This window comes from Deinococcus roseus (assembly GCF_014646895.1).
In the GTDB taxonomy this organism is placed as follows: domain Bacteria; phylum Deinococcota; class Deinococci; order Deinococcales; family Deinococcaceae; genus Deinococcus_C; species Deinococcus_C roseus.
In genome coordinates, this window is the sequence record NZ_BMOD01000010.1 from 27,433 (window position 1) to 54,015 (window position 26,583).

Below are 26,583 nucleotides of genomic sequence, written 5' to 3' on the forward strand. Positions count from 1 at the left end.
AATACCAATTAAATACCAAATAGGCAAAATGTTGGAATTGGTATGATACCATTTGTGAGGTTACGCCGAGAGCCGAGAGCCGAGCTTATGATGCTTTGGCAAAAGCCACAGGTCAAATGCTGACCGCTGACCGCTGATGGCTGAAAGTGGATGGCTTTTTGCCCTCGGCCCTCGGCCCTGCGCCCCCGGCACCCAAGATGCATACGCAAAATCCTTTACTCCCCTCCCCCGTCCCGTACAATGACTGCTGTGATTACCAAGCGCATCATCCCGTGTCTGGATGTCCAGAATGGCCGGGTGGTCAAGAACGTCAAATTCTTTGAAAACCACCGAGATGCCGGAAACCCCCTCCTGCTTGCCCAGAAATACGAACACGAACAGGCCGATGAACTGGTCTTTTACGACATCACCGCCAGCCATGAAGGCCGCAAACTGATGCTGGAAGTGGCCCGTGATGTGGCCGAGAGCGTGATGATGCCCCTCACCATCGGGGGTGGCGTCAACAGCGTGGAGGATTTCAGGAATTTGCTGCTCTCAGGGGCAGACAAGATTTCGGTGAATTCCAGTGCCATTCGCAACCCTGACCTGATCCGGGCCGCCAGCGATCACTTTGGAGCCCAGTGTGTGGTGCTGTCCATCGATGCCAAGAAAAGGCCTGATGGCACGGGCTGGAATGTGCACCTGAACGGTGGCCGTGTGGACACTGGCATCGACCTGCTGGAGTGGGTCCAGAAAGGCCAGGAACTGGGCGCGGGCGAAATCGTGCTGAACGTGATGGACGCAGACGGCACCCAGTCCGGCTTCGATCTGGTGGCCACCCGCACGGTCAAAGAGCATGTGGATGTTCCGGTGGTGGCTTCGGGCGGTGCAGGCAAACTGGAAGACTTTTACGATGTGCTGACCGAGGGCAAAGCAGATGCTGCTCTGGCGGCCAGTGTGTTTCACTTTGGGATGCTGACGGTCCGGGAGGTCAAGGATTACCTGACCGGACGGGGCATTCAGGTGAGGGGATTTGTCGAATGAATCTGACTGAACTGAAATACAACGAAGATGGTCTGGTGCCTGTGGTCACCCAGGATGCCAGAAGCGGCGAGGTACTGATGCTGGCCTGGGCCAACCAGGAAGCCCTGGAACACACCCTGACCCACAAAGAAGGCACCTATTTTTCCAGAAGCCGCCAGGAACTGTGGATCAAGGGCAAAACCAGTGGTCACACCCAGAAGGTGCTGGGGGTGCGCTACGACTGTGACAGTGACGCTGTGCTGTATCTGGTGGAGCAGCAAGGTCCAGCCTGCCACACCGGCAAGCAGTCATGCTTCCACAATCCCCTGCTGGAAGAAGAGGGGCACACCCAGCTGGGTTTCGTGGTCAGCGAGGTGTACAAAACCATTCTGGACCGCATTGAGCACCAGCCTGAGGGGTCTTATGTGACCACCATGCACAAAGCTGGTCTGGACCGCATCCTCAAGAAGATTCCTGAAGAGGCCGGAGAGGTCCTGCTGGCTGCCAAAAACAACGACGTGGCAGAACTGGCCACCGAAACCGCAGACCTGCTCTTTCACACCCTCTTTGTGATGGCAGAACTGGGTGTGAAGCCAGAGGACATTGCTGGTGTGCTTTCCAAACGCATGGGGAAAAGTGGCCTGAGGGGTCCCAAAGCAGTGGGCTGATCTTGACCGACCTCTCCAAAAGAAAGAATCCCGGGACGTCCCGGGATTCTTTCTTTTGGGTTCACTTGAGTTCGTCGTACACCACGCACAGATCCAGCTTGCCGGATTTGAAGTTTTTGTCCACATGCACGAACACAGAGTTGTAATCGGTTTCGCCCATGTACTGGAAAGAATAGAGGATCGAGTGGAAGAAGAATTGGGTTTCTGGATCTTTTTCCGTGAGGTAGCGCAGGGTGATCCCGGTGTACCCCCGGGCCATGGAGTCGTTTTGCACCTGTTTGAGGTAAGACACCATGTTCTGGTCTGAAAGCACATAATATTCGTAGCGGGTGTTATAGCGGGTGTTGTCGATTTCTTCTTCTGGGTCTGTGTTTTTGTCTTGCTCGTTTTCGATTTTTTCTTTGTTCTTTTCGATCACTTCTTCTGAGCTGTGCATGGCATCACAGTTGCTGGCCACCGGAGCCCGTCCCACGGGAATGCCCATGATCTCTTTGAGGTCGATCAGGGCAGTGAGGCGGGAAAGCTCCTCAGGATTGCTCTGGGTGGGTTTTTTCACTGTGGGGCTCAAAATGTCCATCACACTTGAGTGGTAAACCCGACCGGTGGGGGTGGATTCAAAAGTGGAGTTGTAGGTGTAGGTGTTCTGGGGGGCACAGCCCACCAGCAGGATCCCAAGCATCCAGGCATATCTTTTCATTTTTCCTCCGAAACCATCATTTGACCATGACTGCTGCCACATCATTCGGGCTTCAGAATGAATTTTACATGAATGCCTGCTGAAGTTAAAGTGAAATGCATCTTCATGAAGCAAAGAAATATTTGTACGAACAGAAGACAAAGAAAGGCCTTGCAAGACAGTTTTTTTCTGTTTTTTGCCCAGAAGTTCTGTTGTACTGAACAAATTTCACTCTGGTAAACCGAAAAACAGGTAAAACAGTGTAGTACACTACAACACTGTAAACCAATTGAACCCTTTCCACATGTTACAAAGCCATGTATGGAACGTGCTCTTGTACTGGAAACCGTGCGTGTCACCGAACAGGCCGCCCTCGCTGCCAGCCGCCTGATTGGCAAAGGAGACAAAAATGCAGTGGATGCTGCTGGCACAGACGCCATGCGTCAGGTGCTCAATGAACTGGACATCGATGGCACCGTGGTGATCGGTGAGGGGGAAATGGACGAGGCCCCCATGCTCTACATCGGGGAAAACCTGGGCCAGAAGACCAAACATTCCCACAGGGTGGACATTGCTGTGGATCCCGTAGAGGGCACCGAAGCAGCAGCCAAGGGCCTGCCCAATGTGATTGCCGTGATTGCCATGAGCGAAAAAGGCGGTCTGCTGCACGCCCCCGATGTGTACATGGACAAACTGGTGGTTCCGCCTCCAGCCCTCGGGCACGTCAATCTGGACTGGCCTGTAGAGGCCAACCTGAAAGCCCTCGCCATGAGCCTGCAGCGCAGCGTGGAAGACCTGCTGATTGTGGTGCTGGACCGTGAACGCCACACCCCGCTGATCCAGCAAATCCGTCAGGCTGGAGCCAGGGTCAAGCTGATCAATGCAGGAGATGTGATTGCAGGTCTGGCTGCAGCCATCCGTGGGACCGGAGTGCACGCCCTGATGGGATGGGGAGGTGCCCCGGAAGGGGTGGTCACTGCAGCCGCCATGAAATGCCTGGGGGCCGAATTCCAGGGCCGTTTCATCGCAGAGAACGATGAGCAGCGGGAACGCCTGAAGCTGATGGGCGTCTCCACAGAAAAAATCTACAAAACCAACGACCTGGCCCCCGGAGACAACATTGTTTTCAGTGCCACGGGCATCACCGATGGGGATCTGCTGGAAGGGGTGCGGCCTTTCGGCGGAGGGGCCAGAACCCATTCCATCGTGATGGGACACTCCACAAGGGTGGTGCGTTTCATTGATTCCATCCATCTGCAGGACAGCAAAGCCCGTGTGGTGGTGCGGGTTTAAAAGCTTCATCGAAACCTGCAGAGGGAACGTGCCGTTTTGGGAAGTGGACAGTTCACAGTTGACAGTTCACAGCAAACAGAAAATTTCCCCTGCAGAGGATCAGGGCTTCATTTGCTGCAGCATTTTCAGGCGTTCTTGCACTCCAGGATGGGTGGAAAGCAAAGTGGTGCTTTCAGAACCCTCATGGTCTTCAATCAGCCTCTGCAGCATGTCCTGCAGGGGCTTTGTTCCCCAGCCACGGGCCAGCATGTATTTCCCTGCAGTCTGGTCTGCTTCGGCTTCAAAACCCCTGGAGTAACCGTTCTGGATCAGCAGAGCAGGCACAGAAGCTGCCAGGGACGTGGGAGAAACCACATCTCCCAGGGCCACCGAGATCATGAAGAACACCCCCAGGCTCTGGTAAATGCTTTTCAGACCATGGCGGTGAATCACATGTCCCACCTCATGGGCCAGCACCCCCAGGATTTCCCTGTCGTTTCTGGCCAGTTTGATCAGGTCATCGGTGATCACAATGTTCCCTGAAGGCAAAGCGAATGCATTGGCTCCCAGTTCTGAACTCTGGTAAAAGTGCAGTTCATAGGGGTAATTTTCTCCAATGTCCTGCACCACTTTCTGGAATTCAGAGCGGATTTTTTGCTGGCGTGATTCTGGTATTGCGGAAGGTTGCAGGTACTGGCGGTCCAGCAATTTCAGGGCATTGTCGCTCACAGTGACCAGCACAGAAATGGAGGTCACTTCTGCAGCTTTCTGCGCCACCACTGGAAGGCCGAACCTGAAAAATCCCAGCAGAAAGACGCCCAGCACCACAAAACCCAGCAGCACCCATTTCCAGTTGTGCTCTATGGCATGCACCCAGCGCATGCCAGCATTGAGCCCCAGGGCCATTTCAACGCTTTCGATGGCCTGCAGGTCTGCCGTTTCCACACGACCCCCATCCTGCAAGTGAAAAATCCGCCGGGTGTTGCCCAGTGGAGGTTGCAACTCCCACCCGCCTTCTGGAATCAACAGGTGCAGGTGCTCTGATTCCAGCTGCAGGTGCACCCCATTCCAGAAAGCCCGTATGGGGTGGGCCCTGGAGCTTTTGCCATCAAAGTAGGTGGCGGCAAATTCAATGCGCATGCTTTACAGTCCGATGTCCAGGTCAAAGAAACCCACTGCGGCATCCCCCAGGGCATTCTCTTCTTCAGAGCCGATTGCAGCAATCTCATCCAGGGCACCCGGAACCGCCACCACACCAATGCGGCTCAGCACATACTGCATGTACCTGATTTTGGCCCAGGGGCTCAGCAGTCCCAGAGACACAGCAATGGCCAGGATGTTGACCAGCTGAATCTTCATCAGGGTCCAGTGGTTGAGCTTGCTGCGGAAACGGATCTGGCCGTCTTTGAGGGTGGTGTTCTCCAGGCTGTAATTCATCAGCTGGGCATAAATGTACTGCTGCAGGGCAACCCCACCCAGCAGGGCAATGATGTAAAAGACCCCCATGATGATGTAGGTGCCCACCAGGTCGCTCAGGCCGTCTCCTCCGCTGTACACCTGACCCATGGCGGCCCCCAGCAGCACCACACCCACCACAATGGAAAAAACAAAACCAATGCCATAAGAGATCAGGTACACCCTCCAGAATGGAGAGGAGTTGCCTGTGAATCTGGCCTGAGCCGTTCCCAGAGCAACATTGTCCAGCAGGTATCTGCGCTGGTAGAACTGAATCAATGGGAAAATGATGCCCCCGGTCAATGGCATCAACAGCATCCAGAGCAGGTAATACTTGTAGGCATCCCCTGAGCTGCCCCAGAATTTGAAGCGCACATTGCGGTAGGCAGAATTGCTGGCCATGAAACGCAGGGATTTGTAGATCAGGTAAGGGTAAATCAAAGCAAAGATGGCCAGAACAGCATACAACCATTTGATCTCGTAATACTGGGCCAGGAAGTACACCGCTGCCCCTACACCCACCACAATGTTGCCTTTCAGAATGGAAATGGGGTTGCCCAGGTACTCAAAAGACTGCCCATCCAGGCGGGTGTTGGCGTACAGGTACTGTCTGGCCCGCACTTTGGCCCAGGCGGCATAAATGCCCAGCGTGATGATGCTCAGGAACAGATTGACAATCCAGATCCTGAAGTACTCATTGGCATTGCCCGTGAATTCAAAACGGTGCAATTTGGGGGTGGCTTGAGTGGGCTTTTCCAGTGTCAATTCATTCATTTCACATTCACCTCATTTGAGTGTAACAAAGCCTTGCAAAATTGGTGTAAAAAAATTTGACATGCAGCACCAGCTTCAGCTTGCAGTATAGTCATGAAGTGATTGTTGCCATTGGAACCGACCTGATCGAAATCCACCGCATCCGCAAGGTGCTGGAGCGGGAAGGCGAACACTTCCTGCACAAGATTTTCACCCCTGAAGAACTGGCCTACTGCCTGAAAATGGCCGATCCAGTGCCCTCTCTGGCCGCCCGTTTTGCCGCCAAAGAAGCCTTCCAGAAAACCTGGTTTGAGGGGCACAGCTGGCAGGACGTGTGGGTGGTGCGGGATGAAACCCCACAGGAACCATTCCCTTTCTCCCGCCCATACCTGAAATTCAGTCCTGAAGTGCAAAAAAACATGCAGGCAAACCACTGGGTGGCCCACCTGTCCCTGACCCACACCAAGGAACATGCCCAGGCTGTGGTGGTGCTGGAAAAACTGGAGCAGCCACATGAACAGTAAAAACGCCTGTTGCAAAGACTGACGTTTGGCATGCAAACCTTTCAGCGTTGCAACAGGCTCAGCACTTCCACATGCGAAGTGTGCGGGTAAAAATCCCAGGGGATGGCTTCCTGCAATTTAAAGCCCCATTCAGACAGCTGTTTGACATCCCTGGCCCAGGTGGCGGGATCGCAGGACACATACACCAGTGTGTCTGCCTGACTGCGCCCCAGGGTCTCGATGACTTCCGGGGTCAGGCCTGCTCTGGGGGGATCCAGGGTGATGGTGCTGTACCCGAGGTTCATGCGTCTGGCATCCCCACGCTGGAATTTGATGTTTTTGATGCTCAGGCGCTCTGCGTCTTTTTTGCCCCGGTCCAGGCTTTCCTGGTTGATGTCCAGCACTGTGACCTTGCCGTAATGGCTGGCGAGGTGCAAACCCAGAGCACCACTCCCGCCATACAGGTCCAGGGCCGTCTCCCCTGCTCCTGCCAGTTCGGCGGCTTTTAGAAACAGTTCGCTGGCAGCTTCAGGGTTCACCTGGGCGAAACTGCTGACCATCACGCTGAGCGGGTATTTGCCGTACTGTTCCAGTGTGGAAGGCTCGCCCCACACCAGTCTGGCTCCATGCTGGAAGCGGTATTTTCCGGGTTTGGCATGGGACACCCCTTGAATGCCCAGATCTGCCAGATACAGGGCTGCTTTCTGGTAATCCTGCGGGTTGCCTTCCCCAATCAGGGCAGCAAGGGTTTCTCCAGACAGGATGCTGGTGCGGAACACCACTTCATATGCTCCACCCAGTTTTCCAGGGTCCACAGTGCGCAGCAGGGCATCAATGCGGTCATGGGCGATGGGGTCTGCACGCAGGGTGCGTTTCTCATGGCTGCCCCGCTCCCGGTAAAAAAACCGTCCCGAATCAATGCCATACTGGGCCACCGTGCGGTAATGCCACTGGCTGGGACTGGACTGTGTGGAAGCCACCTCCAGATGAATTTTTCCAATGCGAACCAGCGCGTCCTGCACAATGCCCTGCTTGTAACGCAACTGGGCCTCATAGGTGGCGTGGGCCAGGTTGAGGGTGGGTGGAGCGTCCAGGGGATCGGTCCGGTCCGGGGATTCCTCGATGATCTTCAGGATGCGGGCGGTGCGCACAGGTTTCTCCTGAAAGACCTGCACATCCAACACCTCTTTGGGCAGTCCTCCTTCAATCAGCACCACACCGGTTTCATGGCGGGCCAGTCCCAGCCCTCCAGAAATGATTTTTTCGACAGTAACGATCAACTTCACTCCTTGTAATACGAAGGGCCAGTGGTGGCAAGAACCTTCAGAAGAGACTGGCTCTGCTCTCCTTCAATGCCCTTGACCCCGTACTTTTGCATCTGTTTGCGGCTGGGGATCAGGAAAATGTAGGTCTTTTTGTCTCCAGCGCCCTTGTCGGTTTTCTGGCTTTCCGTGAACAGGTCCTGGCTGATGCCCAGATCCCGGTAGAATGCTGCTTCTTCTTTCAGGGTGGTCTTGAAGCGCTTGTACGCCGTTTCCAGTTGTTCTGGGGTGCCACGGGTGCCTGTGGTGTCCTTGAATTCCTTTTCCAGGTTCTCCCGGATCTGGGCCTCGGTCAGGTTGGACACTGCTGCAGTGATGTTGCCCTGAAAACCCACCAGTCCGCCTTCCAGCATTTTGGTTTTGCCTGCCAGAAACCAGTAGCTGGCACAGGCAGCCATGCAAAACCCATCCACCTGCACGTCCACACCCTGCTTCTTGAGCATTTTGCCAATTTCAAAAGCAGCGTGGTGGTCCCCGGTGATGGAGTTGATCACCACCTTCTTGATGGACGGGGTGAAAAAGCGTTTGAACTCTGCAAGGCTGTCTGGAAGGATTTCCCCTGCAAAGCTGAGGGTCTGGTCATCCACTTTCTTCCACTGCGGATCAAACCGGTAAGCCGGAACGCAGTAAGAGCTTTTCAGGGTGGGGTCCAGGTTGCGGTACACGATCTGGCAACTTGCGGCCTTGAGGTCCACCATCGAAAAAAAGGCGATCAGGGCAATGATGCTGACAAAGATGATCCAGAATTTCCTGCCCGAGAAGAATTCCAGAATGCGAGAAAAGTCCATGTGGCCTGATTCTACCGGATTTTGCAAGAGCAGTTCAGAGTTTACAGTAGACAGTTGACAGAAAAATGGATGGCAAACCCTGTGCACTCCATACACTCTGGAATTCCTCCAGGCAGAAGCGACAGGGGGTTTTGACTGTGAACTGCACACTGTAAACTGAAAAGCTGCCCTTTACAGAGCAGCTTCAAGTTCTGCTGAATTTATTCCAGGTAGGTGTACCCGAGCAGTTCCTCGGTGTAGGTGGTTCCGAGTTCTTTGGCTTCGGTGGGTGTGAAGTTGCCTTTTTTGCGGGCGGTTTCGATCTGGGCTTCAATGGAGTCGCGCAGGTCGTCTTCTTCGTAACCCATGTTCTCAATCATGCGGCGGGCTTTCTGGCCGCGCACGAACAGGTCAATGCGGTAGCCTTCTTCCTTGTCTGCCACCACATGGGCTTCATTGACCTTGCCAAAGAGGTTGTGTCCGCTTCCCAGCACATCCTGGTAGGCTCCGGCCAGGAAAATCCCCAGGTAATAGGGATTGCCGTCCAGTTCATGCAGGGGCAAAGTGCGTTTCACATCACGCAGGTCAATGAATTTGTCGATCTTTCCGTCACTGTCGCAGGTGATGTCTACCAGGGTGGCTTCACGGGTGGGACGCTCATCCATGCGGTGAATCGGAATGATTGGAAACAGGGTGTCGATGGCCCAGTTGTCTGGCAGTGACTGGAACAGGGAGAAGTTGCAGACGTATTTGTCTGCCAGCACCCGTGGCAGGTCTTCCAGCTCATCTGGCACGTACTTCATGTCCTGCACGGCCTTGGCGATCTTGCGGATGATGGCATTGAAGAGGGCTTCACCACGGGCACGGTCATGCAAACTCAGGTACCCGAGGTTGAACAGGTTGTTCATGGTCTCTTTGTCTGCCACAGCATCGTTGTAGATTTCGCGGGCGTTGCGCACCGTGATGTTTTCCTGCAACTGCTCAAGGTCGGTGACGATCTGGTGCTGTTCTTCCTTGCGGTCTGGAATGAAGTTCTGGTCCACATTGGGGCCCGTCACGTCCAGCACGGGAATCACCAGCACAGAGTGGTGCGCCGTGAGGGCACGTCCAGACTCCGAAACGATGATGGGCTCCTGAACTTCCATGCGCTGGCAGACTTCCTGAATGGTGTAAACCACGTCTGCAGCGTACTCTGCCATGGTGTAGTTCATGCTGGCATAAAAGGTGGTTTTGGAGCCGTCGTAATCGACGCCCAGACCGCCGCCCACGTTCAGGTATTTGACAGGCACCCCGGCTTTCACCAGGTTGGCGTACACGTTGGTGGCTTCACGCACGGCCACCTTGATGCGGCGGATGTCGGTGATCTGTGAGCCGATGTGGCAGTGGATCATGGTGAGGGCGTCCAGCATGTCTTCTTCACGCAGGCGTTCCACCACGTGCAGCAGTTCTGCTGCGTTCAGGCCGAATTTGGCGTTGTCTCCACCGGATTCTTCCCACTGGCCGCTGCCCTTGGCGTTGAGTTTGAAACGCACACCCACTGCAGGTTTGACGTTCAGTTCTTTGGAGAGCCTGAGCACCCGGTCCAGTTCGCTCATTTTTTCCAGGGTGATCACCACGTTTTTGCCCAGCTTGCGGCCCCACAGGGCCAGGCTGACAAAACCATCGTCCTTGAAGCCGTTGCAGCACAAGAGGGCTTCCGGGTGGATGTTCTGGGCCAGGCAGAGGGCAAGCTCGGCTTTGGAGCCTGCTTCCAGTCCGGTGTGGTAGGAGTAGCCTGCTCTGGCGATGGTTTCGACCACCACCCGCCTCTGGTTCACCTTGATTGGGAAAACGCCCTGATACTTCCCCTGGTAATCGTATTCCTTGATGGCTTTGCGAAAAGCCTCGGAAAGACTTTTGACACGTTCTGCCAGCACCTGCGGGAAACGCAGAATGATGGGCATGCTCTTGCCGCGTGCCACGAGTTCCTCAATGACTTCCTCTAAAACGATGGAAAGTCCGCCGGGCAAATCCACTTCCAGTTTGCCCCCGTCATTGACACGAAAATAACCGCTGGACCAGTACGGTACCCCATAAAGTTCAGCGGCGTCCTGAGGCTTGAATCGGGTGTTTTTCAACGCTAGGTTTCCTCCTTGGCTACAGGCTCAGTCCTGATTGCAGAGTCGAGTGTACCACCTTTTCTGCGGGATGATGTCATGATGCTGACAATCGAGCCAGACGGGGTTATTCCAAAGAAAAACCCTTCAGTATTTCATTTTGAAACTGACTTTGTCTCCCACTTTGATGTGGTTCTTTTTGAACCAGCCCAGGTTCATTTCAATGGCCCCCACCACGGGTTTGCTGGAAGGGTAAGTGGCACAATTCTCATCGCTGGCCTTGCAGGGTTGCATCTGCAGCACATCCACAATGACGCCTCTGGAATTGAAAAAGGCAATGTCCAGCGGAATCAGTGTGTTCTTCATCCAGAAAGCAGCAGCACGGTCCTGCATGCCCAGAACAAAAAGCATTCCAGCATCTTTTGCCATGCTGGTGCGGTACATCAGGCCCCGCTCGGATTGCTGGGGAGAAATGGCGGCTTCCAGCAGCACGGTTCTGGTGACGGTGCCTTTGAAGGTCACTTCAGCACTGCCAAAAGCGACAGCTTCGATTCCAGCTGGAAGCTTGATCTGGGCAGAAGCAACGGAGAGGAACAAAACAGCAGCGAGAAGGGGTGTTTTCATGCTGTCTCAATGCTACCGAATGTGAGGGTGAAGAAAGATGAAAAACCCACTGCACATTGAAGCAGTGGGTTGAGCAAACCTTGGGTTTTGCAGGTTTGGCGCAGGGTTATTCTGCCGCTGCAGGAGGTCTGTTGCCAGAACGCATGGGCACCTCAGGCATCAGCACCGTCACCAGGAAAGCCAGGGCCACAATCAGGATGGTGGATTTGTAGAGCGCCTTGATGGAATCGGTGATGGATTCTTTGAAGGCCAGCCCCACCTTGTCGATGGTCTTTTCAGCGGTGACTTTTGCTTCATCGATGCTCTGGGTGGCTGCTTTGAGGGCCTGGTCAGGCACTTCTTTGAGGGTTCTGGCTTCTGCTGCGTCCAGTCCGGTCAGCACCTGCTTGAGCGTCTGGTCAGGCACCTGTGCCAGGGTTTGCTGTTCTGCAGCGTTCAGTCCAGCCAGAGCAGTGGTGTTGCTGGCGGGAATGCTGGCACGTTTCAGGGCAAAACCTTGTTTGATGCTGTCCTGAATGGAACCGTTCTTGAAGGCGTCTTTCAGTTGCTGGGGAGTGTTTGCAGAGGCGAGCAATTCCTGAATGGCGGCTTTGTCTTCGTTTTTGATGGCACGGGTGAACAGGTCACGCTGCCCATCAAAGCCCTTCTGGATGGAGGCCTGGATGCCACCCTCCTGGAAAGCTTTGCGGCTGTCTTCAGGCAGGTTTTCGTTGGCAGCGAGGCTCTGAATGGCTGCTTTGTCCTGGTCCCGGATGGCCTTGACCAGCGTGACTTTCTGCTCGTCAAGTTTCTTGCCGAGGTCTTTCTTGAGCTGTTTGGTGTCGAGGTTTCCGTTGGTGCTGCCCTCTCCACCGGATCCTCCACTGCCAAAACCCTCAAATTGTTTTTGCAGGGCAGCAGGCAGGTCTTTCTTGATGACATCCAGCTTACTGGTCATCTCCTGGGACAGTGCCGAAGCAAAGATGGACCCAAGAATGGCAATGCCCACGGTGTTTCCAAGCTGGCGGGAAAAGGTGCCCACCGAGGTGGCCACACCAATGTAACGGGGCTCCACTGCACTCTGAATGGCCAGGGTGAACAGCGGAATGGTGGGGCCCAGACCAATCCCGATCAGGAACATCTTCCAGGACACCGAGAACTGGGTGGCATTGATGTCCAGTGTGAAGGCCATCAGGGCAAAGGCAGTGGCCAGAATCACCATGGCAACCAGCAGGATGATCTTGTAGCGGTTGAGTCTGGCGACCAGTTGACCGCTGAAAACATTGCCCAGAACAATCCCGAAGGTCAGGGGCAGGGTGGTGAGGCCCGAGCGGGTGGCAGACAGGCCCACCACGTTCACCATGAAGAGGGGCAGAAAGACCACTGCGGCAAAGAAGGCTGCACCTGCCACAAAAGCGGCCACGTTGCCCCAGGCAAAAGCCCGGATGCCGAACAGTTCCATGTTGATGATGGGATCTTTGACCCGCTTTTCAGTGAAGTAGAAGGTGATCCAGCCCACCACAGACAGGGCGAACATGGAGAGGATCTGCCAGGAGCTCCACAGGAAGCCGCCAGAGCCTTCAGTGACTTCATTTTTACCCAGGGAGAGAGCAATCAGCAGGGGAACAGCAGCCACCAGCAACCAGAAGGTGCCTGCCCAGTCCACTTTGGGTCGGTTGTTGCCCCAGTCGCGCTTCAGGGAGGGCATGCGGCTGAGGATGAAGACAATGGCAATGGCTCCCAGAGGCACGTTCACATAGAAAATCCAGTGCCAGGAGAAGCTGTCCGTGAGCCATCCACCCAGCAATGGACCAATGACGCTGGAAATCCCGAACATGGCTCCAAAGAGGCCACCAAATTTGGCCCGCTGCTGTGGGGGAAAAATGTCAGCAATGGCGGCCAGTGCGGTGGTGAACAGGGCAGCGGAGCCCAGACCCTGAATCCCACGGAACCACACCAGTTCCATCCCGTTCTGGGCCAGACCGCACAACACAGATCCAAACAGGAAGATGGACAGACCGGTCATGTAAATGCGTCTGCGTCCGTAAATGTCTCCCAGTTTGCCCCAGACGGGCACCATCACGGTGCTGGCCAGCAAATAAGAGGTGGTCAGCCAGGAAAAGAGGGCTGCGGGGATGTCCAGGTCCTTCTGGATGATGGGGGCTGCGGTGGCCACAATGGTCTGGTCCAGGGCAGAGAGGAAAATCCCGAGCATGAGACCCACCAGGGTGAAGGTGGCCTGCTGCTGGGTCAATTTGGGCATCTCGCTGGAGGGGCCAGCCTGAGATGGGCCCTGATTGGGCCGGGCATTCTGGGGGGTTTCGGTCATGCCTTGTCTCCTGGGGTTTGAATGTCTTCAAGGGCGTCTGTAAGTTTTTCCATGCCGTAAGTGAACATCTCCAGATACTGTGTGGGAAAACCTTGCAAAGCCTGCGCAATGATGCCGTGCATCAGGTCACGGGCCTGTTGCAAAACTTCTTCTCCTTTTGCAGTGAGGTGGAGTTTGACCCTGCGTGAATCTTCGCTGTCCAGTTGCCGTTCCAGCAGTCCCAGTTTCTGCACTTCCTCGATCATGCGGGAAACCTGGCTGGGACCCACGGACATGCAACCAGAAAGGTTGGTGGGGTAAATCTTGCCTTCCTCCACAAACCCCAGCAGCACAAAATGCTTGAATTCGATCCCATACTGCTCTTGCAGCATGGGGGCCACGTTCTGCTTCATCACCTGCAGGGATTTCCACAGCGACCGGCCAATCCGGGTGCTGCACTGGGTGACGTTGGGAAGATCTTCCATATGGATATATTTATAACACGAAAATAATTCCAAAATGAAACTATTACGTCATTTCAACTATCCCTCTTCGGAAGCATCACAGGGGTTGCCCCAGCTGTCCCCCGTCGGCATTGGGGGTGAGGTGTGCGTTTGAGATTGTTGCGGGTGAGATCCCCCTGCACATCGCTTCGCTTTGCGGTTCCCCTTACCGAAGGGGGATGGGTGTAGGACGAGAGAAATCCCCCAACGCCGATGGGGGACAGCCTGGAGTGCAACGACAGGCAGGGGGATCTCACCCTCAGTGCTCTACAACGCACACCCCAAAAACGCAGAAGGGGATCCTGGAGATCCCCTTCTCATGAACAGCACGATGCAGACCAGCTCAGGCCCGCGTCAGATTCGCAAATTTGGTCAGCAGGGTTTTGTTCCCCACCCCTGCAAAGTTCACCGTCACCTGCTGCTTGTCTCCAAAACCAGCCACCGCCAGCACAATGCCATTGCCAAATTTGGGGTGTTTGACTTTCTCTCCCCCTTTAAAACCATCGGAGGCAGAAGGGGTTGTGCTGGGAGCCGTGGATCTGGGCACACTGGGTGCACTGGGATGAAAAGTGGACCAGCCTCCACGCTTTTTGGCAGAAGCAGGCTGTCCGTAAAGGTCCACAGGAACAAAGCCACCTTCAATCTCCTCCAGAAAACGGCTGTCCTCGCAGGCGTTGGTTTTGCCGTACTGCATGCGGTTCTCGGCAGCGGTCAGGTACAGGCGGTCCATGGCACGGGTGATGCCCACATAGAACAGGCGGCGCTCCTCTTCCAGACCTCCGGGTTCCATCAGGCTGTTGCGGCTGGGAAGGAGTCCCTCCTCCACCCCCACAATGAACACCACCGGGAATTCCAGCCCTTTGGCGTTGTGCAGGGTCATCAGGGTGATGCTTTCTTCTGGAACATCCCCGTTGGCCAGTTTAACTTTTTCGTCGTCCACGCTGGAAAGCAGGGCTGCATCGTCCAGGAAGTCTGCAATGGAACCTCCTTCATGCTGCTCGCTCCAGTCGGTGGCTGCGTTCAGGAGTTCTTCCAGGTTTTCCCGGCGGTCATGCCCTTCCTGACCCTCGGCTTTGAGCATCTCCAGGTAGCCTGTGGACTCAATGACCATCCTGAGGAAGTGGTGCGGCTCGTACAGGTCCACGGCTTCGGAGAGGGACTGCATGAGCAGGGCAAAATCCTGGCACTTGTTGGCCCCCCGTTCCAGAATGGTGTCTGCCATGCGGGCCGCTTCCAGCAGAGATTTTTTGTACAGGCTGCCCCAGTCCAGCAGTTTCTGCACTGCAGTGTCCCCGATGCCCCGTTTGGGACGGCCCACCACCCGCCGGAAGGCCACATCGTCTGATGGATTGATGGCCAGTCGGGCGTAGGCCAGGATGTCCTTGATTTCCCGGCGGTCATAGAACCCCACACCACCAATGATCTTTGCTGGAATCTGGGCCCGTCTGAGCGATTCTTCCACCACCCGGGACTGGGCATTGGTGCGGTACAGCACAGCCATGTCGGTGAGTTTGTATCCCCGGTGGCTCATCAGGGTGATTTGCTGGGCCACAAAGTCCGACTCAAACTTCTGGTCGGTGGCCCGGTAAAACCACACGTCTTCCCCATCGGGTTTGACGGGAACCAGGGTTTTCTCCAGACGCTCTGCATTGTTCTCGATCAGTTTGTTGGCGATGGTCAGCACCTTGGCACTGGACCGGTAATTCTCCTGAAGTTTGTAAACCTTAGCATCTGAATAATCTTTCTGAAAATCCAGAATATTCTTAATATCAGCGCCACGAAATTTATAGATGCTCTGGTCGGGGTCACCTACAACCAGAAGATTTCTTTCTTTGCTGGCAATCAGCCTTGCAAATTCATACTGGGCGGTGTTGGTGTCCTGGTACTCGTCAATCATGATGAATCGGGCACGGGCCTGGATTTTTTCCAGCACCTCCGGGACTTCCCTGAACAGGCGCACCGTTTCAGAGAGCAAATCCCCGAAATCAATGGCATTCATGCCCCGCATGCGGGATTCATAGCGGCGGTACCCTTCCACGGCAACGTCTTTCCTGAGGCCCGCCATGAACTCATCCCCTTTGACATACAGGTCGTCGGGGGTCCAGAGGTTGGATTTGGCCTTGTCGATGATGGAACGCAGGTATCTGGGGTTGGCGTCCTGGGGCATTCCGGGAATGCCTCCCATGATTTCTTTGAGCAAATCCAGCTGGTCGTCGTCATCCAGGATCACAAAGCCCCGTTTGAGGCCGATGTTTTCACCGTAAGCCCGCAGGATCCTGACTCCGGCAGAGTGGAAGGTGCTCATCCACAAATCGCTGGCACCGTAAACCAGTTTTTCGGCACGTTCTCGCATTTCTGCAGCCGCCTTGTTGGTGAAGGTGACGGCCAGGATTTCTCTTGGGGGAACATGATGGTGCATGATCAGATGCGCCAGACGGTAAACCAGGGTGCGGGTCTTTCCGCTGCCTGCTCCAGCAATGACCAGAGCGGGTCCGGTATAATGGGCAGCGGCCTCGGCCTGGTTGGGGTTTAGCTGTGACAGTAAATCCATGTGCCAATTCAGTTTACAGCAAGACAAATGGGTTGGATGCAGGTGAATGTACCTGGTGTACTGCTGGAGTGACCCCCTGAGGTCTGGATAGAAGTTATACTAGGGGCAAGAAAGTTGGTATTGTATCAAAGGGCGACTGATATCATGAGCAAACAGGAACAACTGCAACACATCATCGATCACCTTCGCAGTGCCATTCCCGAGCTTCAAGGGGTGATGGTGGCCTCCACAGACGGTCTGCCCATCGCATACTCGATGGCTGGAACCGACCCCACAAGGGTGGCAGCGATGGCGGCAACGGCTCTAGGTCTGGGGAAGCGCATCAGCGAGACGCTGAGCGCAGGAACCCTTAGCGAAACCAGCGTCACTGGCTCCAGCGCACAGATCCTGATCTATGCCGCAGGAACCAAGGGCGTGCTGGCAGTGGTTGCACCCAGCTGGTCCAGTGTGGGCCTGATTCACCTGGAAGCCCGCGATGCAACCCGCAAAATTGCAGAGTCCCTGTAAAGCACAGTGGCTGCAGCGTACAGATGACCTGTCCTTGAGGGCAGGTTTTTTGTTGGCCTTCGTCAGGAAATTTGCCGAGAGCCGAGAGCCTATGATGCTTTGGCAAAAGCCACAGGTCAAATGCTGACCGCTGATGGCTTAAAGCGGAGGCTTTTTGCCCTCGGCCCTCGGCCCTGCGCCCCCGGCATCCCTGGCAAGCCCCCTTTGAGCACAATCTACAAGTTCGCTAAATTGGTACACTACTGTCATATGCGTCTTTCCACCACCGACATCTACTCATTTCAGGCTCTCGGGTATCTGGGCATGCAGGACCTGGACCGCTGGGTGAGCAGCGATGAGATCAGCGAACACACCGGCATCGCCCGTCCCTATCTGGTGCGCATTCTGGCTTTGCTCTCCAGCAAGAGCATCATCAAATCCAAGAAAGGCATCGGAGGAGGATATGCCCTGGCCCGCAAACCCCACCTGCTGAGCCTGTGCGAGGTGGTGCGTGCGGTGGATGGTCCAGTGGCTCCCCTTTCCTGCATCAGCCTGAACTGGCACGAGGATTGCCCCGAAGAACCCAGGTGTTTTGCCCGCAACAAGATCTGGCGCAGGATCCGTGATGCTGTGCTGGAAGTGCTGGGGGAAATGACCGTGGCGGATCTGGTGCAGGACTTCAAGCAGGGGAACAACTATTCTTACTGCCTGGACCACCTGCTCAGGCCCAACGTCTAAAACTGAACTTTTCAACACCTCAACCTCATGCCTGTGCAGCATGAGGTTTTTTGTTTTTGGGGTTTCCCTGGCGGCTTTGATCCAGTGCAGCCTTTTAGACAAGTCCCAGACATCTCTTGACCGCAATCGCAGCATTGTTTACAATCCTTGTAAATTGAGTAGTTTACTATTCTACTCAACTATTCGAGGAGGGGTTTCCCCATGGACCACAGACCCAGTTTGGAACACTTTCAGCAGAGCAACATGATCGCCCTGACCCTGATTGCACTTGTGATTCAGGTTCCGGTGCTGCTGTTCTGTCTGGCTTTCAGCATCCTGCTGGGCGCAGTCCAGCCTGCCCACTCCCCTTTCCGCTGGCTGTACAGCAAACTCACTGGCATCCAGATTCCTGCCCCCGAGCACTTCGATGCCAGCCAGTTTGCACAACTGCTGGGAGGCGCTTTCCTGTTGGCTTCCAGCCTGGCCCTCTTCAGCCAGAATGTTGTGCTGGCTGCCTCACTTTCTGGCATTGTGATCGTGCTGGCCCTGGTCAACCTGACCACCGGGTTCTGCCTGGGGTGCCAGATTTACCTTCACCTCAAACTGAACCAGTACCGCCAGAGCAAACAACACTGACCCCCTCACCCCCCTGTGATGCTCAAGCCTGATTCCCAACGCTGAGCATCACTTTCAATAAAGACCCAAGGAGCACACCCACATGAAAAAACTCTTGCTCACCACCTTGCTGATCATCGGGACTGCTGCTGCCCAGAAAGCCGACACTGTTCGCATTGGCATCTTCCCCAACGTCACCCACGCTGCCGGACTGGTCGCCATCAACCAGAAACTGTTCCAGAAAGAACTGGGAAGTGGGGTCAAACTGGAAGTCAGACAGTTTGCCAACGGCTCCCAGATCAATGAGGCTTTTGCTGCTGGTGCCCTGGATTTCGCCTATGTCGGTCCTGGCCCTGCCATGAACGGTTTCATGAACGGCCTGCCTGTTCAGGTGATCAGCGGTGCTGCCAAAGCCGGAGCCGTGCTGGTGTCCAGAGGAGACATCAAGATCTCTGGTGTCAAAGGGCTGAAAGGCAAGAAAGTGGCCGTGCCCACCCGTGGGTCTACGCAGGACATCAGCCTGCGTTATATCCTGAGAGAAGCAGGCTTGAGGGCCACCGATCAGGGAGGCGATGTCACCATCGTCCCCATCAACCCCGCCGACATGCCCGCAGCATTCGCCGCCAAACAGGTGGACGCCGCCCTGGTGCAGGAGCCCTGGGGTGCGGTGCTGGAACAGCAAGGTGCCAAACTGGTCCTGAGCGAACGCCAGATCTGGAAAGGTGGCAACTACACCACCACCGTGCTGGTCGGCAACACCAGATTCATCAAGGACAACCCCAAAGTCACCGAGGCCATCCTGAAAGGCCACCTGGCGGGCATCAATTTCATTAAGAAGTCGAACGTGCTGGCTCAGAAGGCTCTCTCCAACGAGATCTATAATTTCACCAAGCAACGCCCCGACCAGACCGTCCTGTTCAAAGCCCTGGCCCGCACCCGGGTGGGCTGGGACATCCCTCTGGACACCCTGGAAGAATACGCCCAGCTCAACAAAGAGGCAGGCTTCTCCCGCAACCTTCCCGATTTTGATCAATTCCTGAACCTCGATCTGCTCCAGAAACTCGTCAAGTGAGGCTGAAGATGAAAAAACTGCTTTTTACAACCCTGCTGCTGATTGGAGCGGCCCATGCACAGAAAGCCACCACTGTCCGACTGGGATACTTTCCCAACCTGACCCACGCTGCTGCCCTGGTGGGCCTGGAAAAAGGTTATTTCCAGAAAGAACTTGGAAACGTCAAACTGACCTCCAAAGAGTTCGTGGCAGGAACCGCCCTCAACGAAGCTTTTGCCGCCGGTGAAATTGACATCGGTTACATTGGCCCCGGTCCAGCCATCAACGGAGCTGTGCGCGGTTTGCCTGTGCAGATCATTGCTGGAGCATCCAATGCAGGAGCCGTGCTGGTGGCCCGCAAAGGTTCAGGCATCAAGACTTACAAAGATCTGGAAGGCAAGAAAGTGGCTGTCCCCTCCCTGGGCAACACCCAGGACATCAGCCTCAGGCACATCCTCAAAGAGCAGGGCCTCACCGGAAAAGTCACCATCCAGCCGCTGGCACCCGCAGATGTACCCACAGCATTCGCAGCCAAGCAAATTGATGCTGCGCTGGTCCCCGAACCCTGGGCCTCTTTGCTGGAAACCAAAGGGGGCACCCTGATCGGCAACGAAAAAACCGTGTGGCGTGACGGCGATTACCCCACCACCGTGGTCATTGTGAACACCAAGTTCGCCCAGGAGAACCCTGAACTGGTCAAAGCCTTTCTGAGGGGCCACATCAAGGCCGTGAACTTCATCAAGAGCAACGGTCCGGCTGCCCAGACCTCCATTGCCAGAAAGCTGCTGGAACTGACCAAGGAAAAAGTGGATCCACGGGTGTTGCAGCGTGCCCTGAAACGCACCCAGATCACCACCACTTACAGTGTAGAGGCCCTCAAGGAATATGCAGACCTGAACAAAGAGGCGGGTTTTATTCGCACCCTGCCCGACTGGAACACCCTGATCAACAACAGTTACCTGAACGAGGTGAAATAAGTGCAGAGGACTGCAGTTGCCAGAAGAAAAAAAGCCACACCCATCTGGGTGTGGCAGATCGTTGGCGTTCTGTTTCTGCTGGGCTCATGGTATCTGTTCACCAGTGTCCTGAAACTGCAGCCCTCTTATGTGATGCCCACCCCAGAAATGGTCTGGGAAGAATACCGTTATGGCTTCATCAAATCAGACAACCCCAACGATGGGCAGCTGATTTATGCCATTGGCAACAGCCTGAGAAGGGTCTTTACAGGCTATGGTATTGGGATCATCATTGGGGTCATCATTGGGGTCATCCTCAGCACCAACCAGATCTTGCGGGCTGTGGTGGGGGGATGGCTGATTGCCCTGCAAAGCATTCCATCGATTGCCTACATTCCCCTTGCCATCATCTGGTTTGGCCTCAATGAAAAAGCCGTGCTGTTTGTGGTGGTTCTGGAAGCCACCCTGCCAGTGGCCCTGGCCCTGAGCGGAGCCCTCCTGAATGTTCAGCCCGCTGTGGTGACGGCAGGACGCAATCTGGGTGCTGTGGGATTGAAAGTGTACACCCATGTTCTGCTTCCTGCCAGCCTGCCCAACATCTTCACAGGCATCCGGGTGGCATGGAGCTTTGCATGGCGGGCCCTGGTGGGAGGAGAACTGCTCAGCCACGCTGCTGGTCTGGGACAGTTGCTGGAAACAGGACGCAATGTCAGCAACACCGCCCTGGTGCTGGCCACCATGATCATCATTGGGGTCGTGGGGGTGCTCTTTGAACAGCTGATCCAGAGGCTGGAAAACCGTGTACGCAGCAACTATGGGCTGGAGGTGCGCAAATGATCGTTCGCCTGCAAGATGTGGAGTATGCCTACACCACAGAAAGCGCCGTGGGGCCTATTTCCCTGACCATCAACAAGGGAGACTTCATCAGCATTGTGGGACCTTCAGGAAGCGGGAAAAGCACCCTGATGAACCTGCTTTCCAAAAACTACAGACCCACTGCTGGCATTCTGGAATTTGCCCCTGGCACCCGCATCATCATGGTGCAGCAGGATCCTGGCCTTTTCCCCTGGCGCACCGCCCTGCACAACGTCACCTTTGGACTGGAAATGCAGGGGGCCAGCAAGTTTGACCGTGAAGAACGGGCCAGGGCAGCAATGGATCTGGTGGGCCTCAAAGGCTTCGAGAACCGCCGCATCCATGAACTTTCTGGAGGCCAGAAGCAGCGGGTGGCCCTGGCACGGGCACTGATCATGAAACCAGACTTGCTTTTGCTGGACGAACCTTTCTCTGCCCTGGACCCCCACACCCGCAATTCTCTGGGTGAGGAACTGAGAACCATCTGGCAGGAAACCGGACAGACCATCTTGCTGGTCACCCACGACCACATCGAGGCCGAACTGCTGGCCCAGAAAGTGGTGGTGCTGGAAGACGGCAAGATCAAAACCGTGGTGGATCTGGAAGTGGAATCTCCACGCTCTGCCCGCAAAAAATAACCCCACAAATCCACAGCAAAAATCAAAACCAGAAATCAAAAAGTCCCAGTTTGCCTGGGACTTTTCTGCTTGTGGGTATCTCACTCAGGGTCGGCAATCACCCAATCGCTGCTGCTGAGCTGGATGTTGGGCACCTGTTTCCCTCCGGTGAGCTCCTGCACCCGGTCTCCCAGGTAGGCCCCCAGCCTGAGGATGCTGATCATGCCCTGGTTGTTTTGTACGCTCTTCTCTCCCCTGAGGGCTTCCAGGAAAGCTTTGGTGAATGCTCCATTGCCCCAGCTGGGGTCCTCGTAAGCATAAGATTCCCCACCTGTGGCCGCAAAAATCACTTTCTTGACATTGGGAGGCGTTGGTGCAGCATTGCTGGTGGTTTCCAGTGCACGCACCAGACCATCCACTTTGGGATTGGAGATGGCCCGAACCCCGTTGATGCCTCCGGCACGGCAGGTGTCCAGAATCACGATGGTGTTGGATTGCAGCCCTGCATAAAACTCTGTGAGTTCATCCTGCATCAGGCCCGTGCGTCGCAGGTACTGGGGGTCGGTGTCGTAGGTGATCACATAGTAACGGCCATCCATCTGCTCACCGTGCCCGGAGAAGAAAGCAATCACGGTGTCTTCGGGTTTGGCCAGTTTCTGCACCCGGATCATGGCGGCCTGGATGTTCTCCCAGGTGGCCTGACTGTTGAGCAGCATGAAGTCATACACGTTGTTGTAGACCACCCCTTGCTGCTTTTTCAGTTCATGCACGATGTCGCTGGCATCTTTCACGGAATACTTCAGGAAGCGGTCTTTGGAGACATACTTGTATTCGTCGATGCCCACGGCCAGAACATAGAGGTTGCCTTGCGGAGTCACCTGATTTTTGCCTGCTTTGCCATGGGAAACGGCAAGCTTGCCCTGTCCCATCAGGGTTTTGCCATCGAAAGCAGAGACTTCGATGTTGAGGGCTTTGGAATCGGCATCCAGGGGAATGGCCAGTTCGTATTCACTGGAAGCAGCCACCCCGATGGCCCTTGAATTGGTGCCAATGGGTTTGCCATTCACGGTGATGCGGAATTCCAGGTTGCCCATGGGTTTGCTGGTGCGAACCTTCAGGAAAATCCAGTTGTCGGTGATCACCGCGCCGGGTTTGGGGTCCAGGATCTCAATCTGGATCTGGTTGGTGTTGACCGGGTTGGTGGCAGTGGTGTCGGTCGTGTTGGTTGTGTTGTTGCTTGTGTTGTTTGTGGGGTTGTTTGCTGTGGTGTCTACAGGAGGGGCATTGAGGTCACCCAGCAGCAACTCCAGGGTGCTCTGGGCATCGGTGCTGCCCTGGGCGATGGCCTTGCGCAGCCACTCCTCCGCTTTGGCGACATCTTTGGTCACCCCTTTGCCCTTGTAATACATGATTCCAACGCGATTCTGCGCCCAGGAATAATTCTGCTGGGCCGCCTTCATGTACAATTCAAAGGCTTTTTTGGGGTCCTCTGCCACCCCGGTGCCATTCTCGTACATCACCCCCAGGTTGGAGATGCCCAGCAGGTAATTCTGGTCTGCAGCTTTCTGGTACCAGTACACGGCTTTGCTGTAATCCTGGGGCAGTCCTCCTCTGCCTCCGTCGTACATGTACCCCAGGTTGTTCTGGGCCTGGGCATCTCCGGCTTCAGCAGCCCTCTGGAAGTACTGCACAGCCTTCTGTTCGTCTTTGGGCACCCCCTGTCCATTCAGGTACAGGATGCCCAGTTCAGTGTCTGCTGCCCTGTAGCCTGCATTGGAGGCTTGCTGGTACAGCTGGGCGGCTTTGCTGTCGTTCCTGGGCACACCATTCCCATTGACATACAGGCTGGCCAGATTGTACGCCCCATACATGTTCTTCTGGTCTGCTGCTTTCTGATACCAGCTTGCGGCCTGTGCAGCATCCACTTTCACCCCATAGCCATACTGGTACATGATCCCCAGGTAATTCTGGGCATCTGCATAATTTTTGGCGGCAGATTGACTGAAATACTGGAAGGCCTTCGGGTAATCCTGATTCACTCCGGTGCCGCTGTAGTACAGGTAAGCCAGGTTGTACGCCCCATAGGTGTTGCCCAGATCTGCAGATTTCTGAAAGAGCCTGAACGCTTCCTGTGGATTCTGGTCAACTCCGGTTCCATCCCGGTACATCACGCCCAGGTTGTTGCTGGCTGCACTGCTCCCCTGTTCAATGGCCTGCTGGTACCAGCGCATGGCCTCCGGGTAATTCTGCCGGGTCCCGTAACCATACTGGTACATGAATCCCAGTTCATTCTGGGATTCTGCATGGCCTTGCTGGGCTGCTTTCTGAAACCATTTGAAGGCTTCCTGATCGTTGGTGGGGGTCAGCAGGTAACGGTAAAGGTAGCCGGTATTGTATTGCCCCAGACTGTACCCCTGATCTGCTGCTTTGCGGTACCAGGACAGGGCTTGCTGCACATCTGCTTTGACACCGCGTCCCATTTCATACATGTAACCCAGGGCATTCTGGGCCTGGGAATAGCCCTGGTCGGCAGATTTTCGGTACAGCTCCATGGCTTTGCTGAAATTCTGTGCAGTGGCCCGCCCCTGTTCATAGAAATAGCCTGCCAGATACTGGCCTTTGCGGTTTCCCAGGCTGGAAGACCGCAGGTACAGTTCAAAAGCCCGCTGGTCGCTTTGCTGCACCCCCAGGCCGTACTGGTACAGTTCTCCAAGGTTGTTGAGTGCCAGAATTTCACCCTTCTGCACAGCCAGCTGGTACCAGCTGGCGGCCTGCGCATAATCCTGTGGCAGTCCTCCCTGTCCGTAGTCATACAGGTATCCGATGATCGATTGCGCATAGCTGTCCCCTTCACGGGCCAGCGGCAGGCATTCCTTGTAGGCCGTCACAAAATCGGACTTAGCAAAAGCGTCATCGCACTGCTGGGTGCCAGCAAAAGCCCAGCTTGCAAGGCTCAGGGTGATGCAGAACAACAATTTACGCATGGGGCGTTCTCCTTGGCGTGTGGGGGCAGATTTGAAACACATGGCACACTGTCATTCCATTATAGAAAAACGCCCCTGATTGGGGCGTGATTGGAACGGCGCTGCACTTTAAGATTTGAAACTGGGGTTTACTCTTCAACGGTCTGAAAACCCAGGCGTTCTGCTTCCTGCACAAAGAAATGGATGTTTTCACTGAGGGTTTGCTGCCCCAGGCTCTTGCGGTCATAGGCATCGGTGGCTGCAATGATCAGGGTTTCGGCAAGGCAGGCAGGCACCGCTCCCTGTCCGAAGTGCAGGTTCACGTAGCTCTGCATGCTGCCTGGGGGGATCACCACTCCGCCAGGAATCACCCGCACGCCAGGGATGGCTTTGACGCTTTCATCCACATCGGCAGGGCGGCCTTCATCGAAAATCCAGGTGTTTTCTTTGACGTGCTTCGCGAAGATCACCGGATCAGGGTCGCTGGTGGCCGTGAAGATGATGTCGCATTCTTTCAGCAGGTCGTAATCGGTGGTGGCCACAAACTCAGTGCGGGCATTCGCTTTGCTGAGGGTCTTCATGCTGCGTTCCAGACGCTCCTGGTCCCGTCCCAGCAAAATCACCTTGCCCACCTGTGGGCTGATGGTGCGGGCAATCCCGAAAGCCACCACACCGTTGGCCCCCACCACGCCTGCAGTGACTTCTTTGAGGTTGCGGCCCTGCTCTTCAAAGTGCTTGAGGATGCCAGGGATGGCGTTCTTGACGGTGCCTGCGGTGTAAGCTCCACCGTTGGTGACATGGATTTCTGGAACAGCGGCCTGCACGTCAATGCCTTTGTTGCCCACCGTGCTCCAGAAGGCCCCCAGACCAAACACGCTGGCTCCAAGTTCATGGGCCAGCTTTGCGCCCTGGATGGCCCGTTTGACGGCCAGTTCAGGACGGTCCCGAAACATTTCAGGCAACACCGGGCAGGTGATCAGGTACATGCGCACTTCAATGCCTTCAGAGGTCTTGATGCCACGCAATTCATCCACCTTGACGGGCCGCAGTTGCTCTGCAATCCAGACCACCCATTTGATGGGGATGATGCCCCGATCCACCAGGGGTTTCATCCATTTGATGCGTCCAGGTTGCAACATGTCGTCGGGGGTGAGGGCATGAATCATGAAGGCAGCCACCCGCTCATTGGGGTTTTTGTCTCGCATGGGGACGCGGGCTCCTATGCGGGGTTCGGTGCCGTCCATGACCCGTCCCACCTGTTCTTTCAGGCGCCAGAAGGCCACACCCAGCATCATCCACAGCAGGAATTTGTATTCCCCTTCCATGGAGGTGAACAGGGTGACCGCCAGGGTCAGAAAAGCCAGGGCAGAAAGGGTGGCCAGCACCACAAAACGGGAGTAAGCCAGCAGTCCAGAAAAAACAGCCACCGTCAGGAAAATGACCAGGTCTGGCAGGGCTTGCGTGGCATCCCAGCCTGCCAGAACGCCCAGCAGCACCAGGTTGCCACGTCCTCTGGGAGGCACGTCGGGAAAGAACTTCTTGAAGGGGAACAAATGCCCCAGGTAAACCGCGATGCCTGCCAGCACAGCAATTTCCATCTGTCCGGTGGGCATGGCCAGCGCAATGGCAAAAAAGGCTTTCAGCACATCGGCAGCACCGCTGAGGAGGGCTGGGCCGGGGCCCAGCAGGCGCATGACATTCTCGATCCCGAGGTTGTGGGCAGACACCTCTCTGGGATGGTAGCCGTTTCTTTTGATCAGCCAGTACCCGAGGGGAAGGCTTCCGATCAGGTAACTCAGGGCCGCAACAACAAGGGCAGTGATGATCATAAATACCAGCTCAAA

23 protein-coding genes are annotated in these 26,583 nt (G+C 55.4%); 11 read left to right on the forward strand and 12 right to left on the reverse strand.

Annotated features, from left to right (window positions below; all coding sequences use genetic code 11):
• Positions 1–249 precede the first annotated feature (249 nt).
• Positions 250–1,023 (forward strand): imidazole glycerol phosphate synthase subunit HisF, encoded by a 774-nt coding sequence (hisF, locus tag IEY52_RS13755; RefSeq protein ID WP_189003280.1) that lies wholly within the window; start codon positions 250–252, stop codon positions 1,021–1,023.
• On the forward strand, positions 1,020–1,670 hold the full coding sequence (gene hisIE, locus IEY52_RS13760; protein ID WP_189003281.1) for a bifunctional phosphoribosyl-AMP cyclohydrolase/phosphoribosyl-ATP diphosphatase HisIE: 651 nt from the start codon (positions 1,020–1,022) through the stop codon (positions 1,668–1,670). The genes hisF and hisIE overlap by 4 nt, the downstream gene beginning before the upstream one ends.
• A 61-nt stretch (positions 1,671–1,731) precedes the next feature.
• On the opposite strand, the gene IEY52_RS13765 is transcribed toward hisIE, so the two are convergent.
• A complete protein-coding gene (locus tag IEY52_RS13765) occupies positions 1,732–2,367 on the reverse strand; it encodes a hypothetical protein (protein ID WP_189003282.1) in 636 nt (211 codons plus the stop codon).
• A 300-nt stretch (positions 2,368–2,667) separates the two neighbouring features.
• On the opposite strand from IEY52_RS13765, the gene glpX reads away from it, so the two are divergent.
• The gene (gene glpX, locus IEY52_RS13770) at positions 2,668–3,639 is read left to right on the forward strand and encodes a class II fructose-bisphosphatase (protein WP_189003283.1); all 972 of its coding nucleotides are present in this window, start codon (positions 2,668–2,670) and stop codon (positions 3,637–3,639) included.
• Between the two features lie 99 nt (positions 3,640–3,738).
• Here the strand turns inward: glpX and IEY52_RS13775 are convergent, their stop codons facing one another.
• Together IEY52_RS13775 and IEY52_RS13780 are read right to left on the reverse strand one after the other, a co-directional pair.
• Positions 3,739–4,758, reverse strand: a complete 1,020-nt coding sequence (locus IEY52_RS13775; protein ID WP_189003284.1) for a M48 family metallopeptidase — start codon at positions 4,756–4,758, stop codon at positions 3,739–3,741.
• Between the two features lie 3 nt (positions 4,759–4,761).
• Positions 4,762–5,847 (reverse strand): YjgN family protein, encoded by a 1,086-nt coding sequence (locus IEY52_RS13780; RefSeq protein ID WP_189003285.1) that lies wholly within the window; start codon positions 5,845–5,847, stop codon positions 4,762–4,764.
• A 98-nt stretch (positions 5,848–5,945) separates the two neighbouring features.
• Between IEY52_RS13780 and acpS the strand changes: the two genes are divergently transcribed.
• On the forward strand, positions 5,946–6,350 hold the full coding sequence (gene acpS, locus IEY52_RS13785) for a holo-ACP synthase (protein ID WP_189003286.1): 405 nt from the start codon (positions 5,946–5,948) through the stop codon (positions 6,348–6,350).
• A 41-nt stretch (positions 6,351–6,391) separates the two neighbouring features.
• Here acpS and IEY52_RS13790 read toward each other — a convergent pair whose 3' ends face one another.
• The 7 genes from IEY52_RS13790 to IEY52_RS13820 form a co-directional block, all read right to left on the reverse strand.
• Positions 6,392–7,609: a class I SAM-dependent RNA methyltransferase gene (locus IEY52_RS13790; protein WP_189003287.1), complete on the reverse strand. Its 1,218-nt coding sequence runs from the start codon at positions 7,607–7,609 to the stop codon at positions 6,392–6,394.
• A 2-nt stretch (positions 7,610–7,611) separates the two neighbouring features.
• Positions 7,612–8,439, reverse strand: a complete 828-nt coding sequence (locus IEY52_RS13795) for a hypothetical protein (protein WP_189003288.1) — start codon at positions 8,437–8,439, stop codon at positions 7,612–7,614.
• A 200-nt stretch (positions 8,440–8,639) separates the two neighbouring features.
• Complete coding sequence (gene speA, locus IEY52_RS13800; RefSeq protein WP_189003289.1) at positions 8,640–10,535, reverse strand: biosynthetic arginine decarboxylase; 1,896 nt, start codon at positions 10,533–10,535, stop codon at positions 8,640–8,642.
• 126 nt (positions 10,536–10,661) lie between these two features.
• Positions 10,662–11,138 carry a DUF192 domain-containing protein gene (locus IEY52_RS13805; RefSeq protein ID WP_189003290.1) on the reverse strand — a complete coding sequence of 159 codons (477 nt, stop codon included), beginning with the start codon at positions 11,136–11,138 and terminating at the stop codon, positions 10,662–10,664.
• 106 nt (positions 11,139–11,244) lie between these two features.
• Positions 11,245–13,446 (reverse strand): MDR family MFS transporter, encoded by a 2,202-nt coding sequence (locus IEY52_RS13810; protein WP_189003291.1) that lies wholly within the window; start codon positions 13,444–13,446, stop codon positions 11,245–11,247.
• Positions 13,443–13,910, reverse strand: coding sequence for a MarR family winged helix-turn-helix transcriptional regulator (locus IEY52_RS13815; RefSeq protein WP_189003292.1), 468 nt, complete (start codon positions 13,908–13,910; stop codon positions 13,443–13,445). The genes IEY52_RS13810 and IEY52_RS13815 overlap by 4 nt, the downstream gene beginning before the upstream one ends.
• A 361-nt stretch (positions 13,911–14,271) precedes the next feature.
• Positions 14,272–16,479, reverse strand: a complete 2,208-nt coding sequence (locus tag IEY52_RS13820; RefSeq protein ID WP_189003293.1) for an ATP-dependent helicase — start codon at positions 16,477–16,479, stop codon at positions 14,272–14,274.
• A gap of 144 nt (positions 16,480–16,623) precedes the next feature.
• Between IEY52_RS13820 and IEY52_RS13825 the strand changes: the two genes are divergently transcribed.
• From IEY52_RS13825 to IEY52_RS13855, 7 genes are all read left to right on the forward strand, one after another.
• Positions 16,624–16,986, forward strand: a complete 363-nt coding sequence (locus IEY52_RS13825) for a roadblock/LC7 domain-containing protein (RefSeq protein ID WP_189003294.1) — start codon at positions 16,624–16,626, stop codon at positions 16,984–16,986.
• Positions 16,987–17,235: 249 nt separating this feature from the next.
• The gene (locus IEY52_RS13830) at positions 17,236–17,703 is read left to right on the forward strand and encodes an Rrf2 family transcriptional regulator (RefSeq protein ID WP_189003295.1); all 468 of its coding nucleotides are present in this window, start codon (positions 17,236–17,238) and stop codon (positions 17,701–17,703) included.
• Positions 17,704–17,904: 201 nt separating this feature from the next.
• Positions 17,905–18,318: a DUF4395 domain-containing protein gene (locus tag IEY52_RS13835; RefSeq protein WP_189003296.1), complete on the forward strand. Its 414-nt coding sequence runs from the start codon at positions 17,905–17,907 to the stop codon at positions 18,316–18,318.
• 82 nt (positions 18,319–18,400) lie between these two features.
• Positions 18,401–19,369 carry an ABC transporter substrate-binding protein gene (locus IEY52_RS13840; protein WP_189003297.1) on the forward strand — a complete coding sequence of 323 codons (969 nt, stop codon included), beginning with the start codon at positions 18,401–18,403 and terminating at the stop codon, positions 19,367–19,369.
• 8 nt (positions 19,370–19,377) lie between these two features.
• On the forward strand, positions 19,378–20,325 hold the full coding sequence (locus tag IEY52_RS13845) for an ABC transporter substrate-binding protein (RefSeq protein WP_189003298.1): 948 nt from the start codon (positions 19,378–19,380) through the stop codon (positions 20,323–20,325).
• Positions 20,326–21,141, forward strand: a complete 816-nt coding sequence (locus tag IEY52_RS13850; RefSeq protein ID WP_229684790.1) for an ABC transporter permease — start codon at positions 20,326–20,328, stop codon at positions 21,139–21,141. It begins immediately after the preceding gene.
• Positions 21,138–21,797, forward strand: coding sequence for an ABC transporter ATP-binding protein (locus IEY52_RS13855; RefSeq protein WP_189003299.1), 660 nt, complete (start codon positions 21,138–21,140; stop codon positions 21,795–21,797). The genes IEY52_RS13850 and IEY52_RS13855 overlap by 4 nt, the downstream gene beginning before the upstream one ends.
• Before the next feature lie 80 nt (positions 21,798–21,877).
• On the opposite strand, the gene IEY52_RS13860 is transcribed toward IEY52_RS13855, so the two are convergent.
• Together IEY52_RS13860 and IEY52_RS13865 are read right to left on the reverse strand one after the other, a co-directional pair.
• On the reverse strand, positions 21,878–24,760 hold the full coding sequence (locus tag IEY52_RS13860; RefSeq protein ID WP_189003300.1) for a caspase family protein: 2,883 nt from the start codon (positions 24,758–24,760) through the stop codon (positions 21,878–21,880).
• A 128-nt stretch (positions 24,761–24,888) separates the two neighbouring features.
• Positions 24,889–26,568: a glycerol-3-phosphate acyltransferase gene (locus IEY52_RS13865; RefSeq protein WP_189003301.1), complete on the reverse strand. Its 1,680-nt coding sequence runs from the start codon at positions 26,566–26,568 to the stop codon at positions 24,889–24,891.
• Between the last annotated feature and the right edge of the window lie 15 nt (positions 26,569–26,583).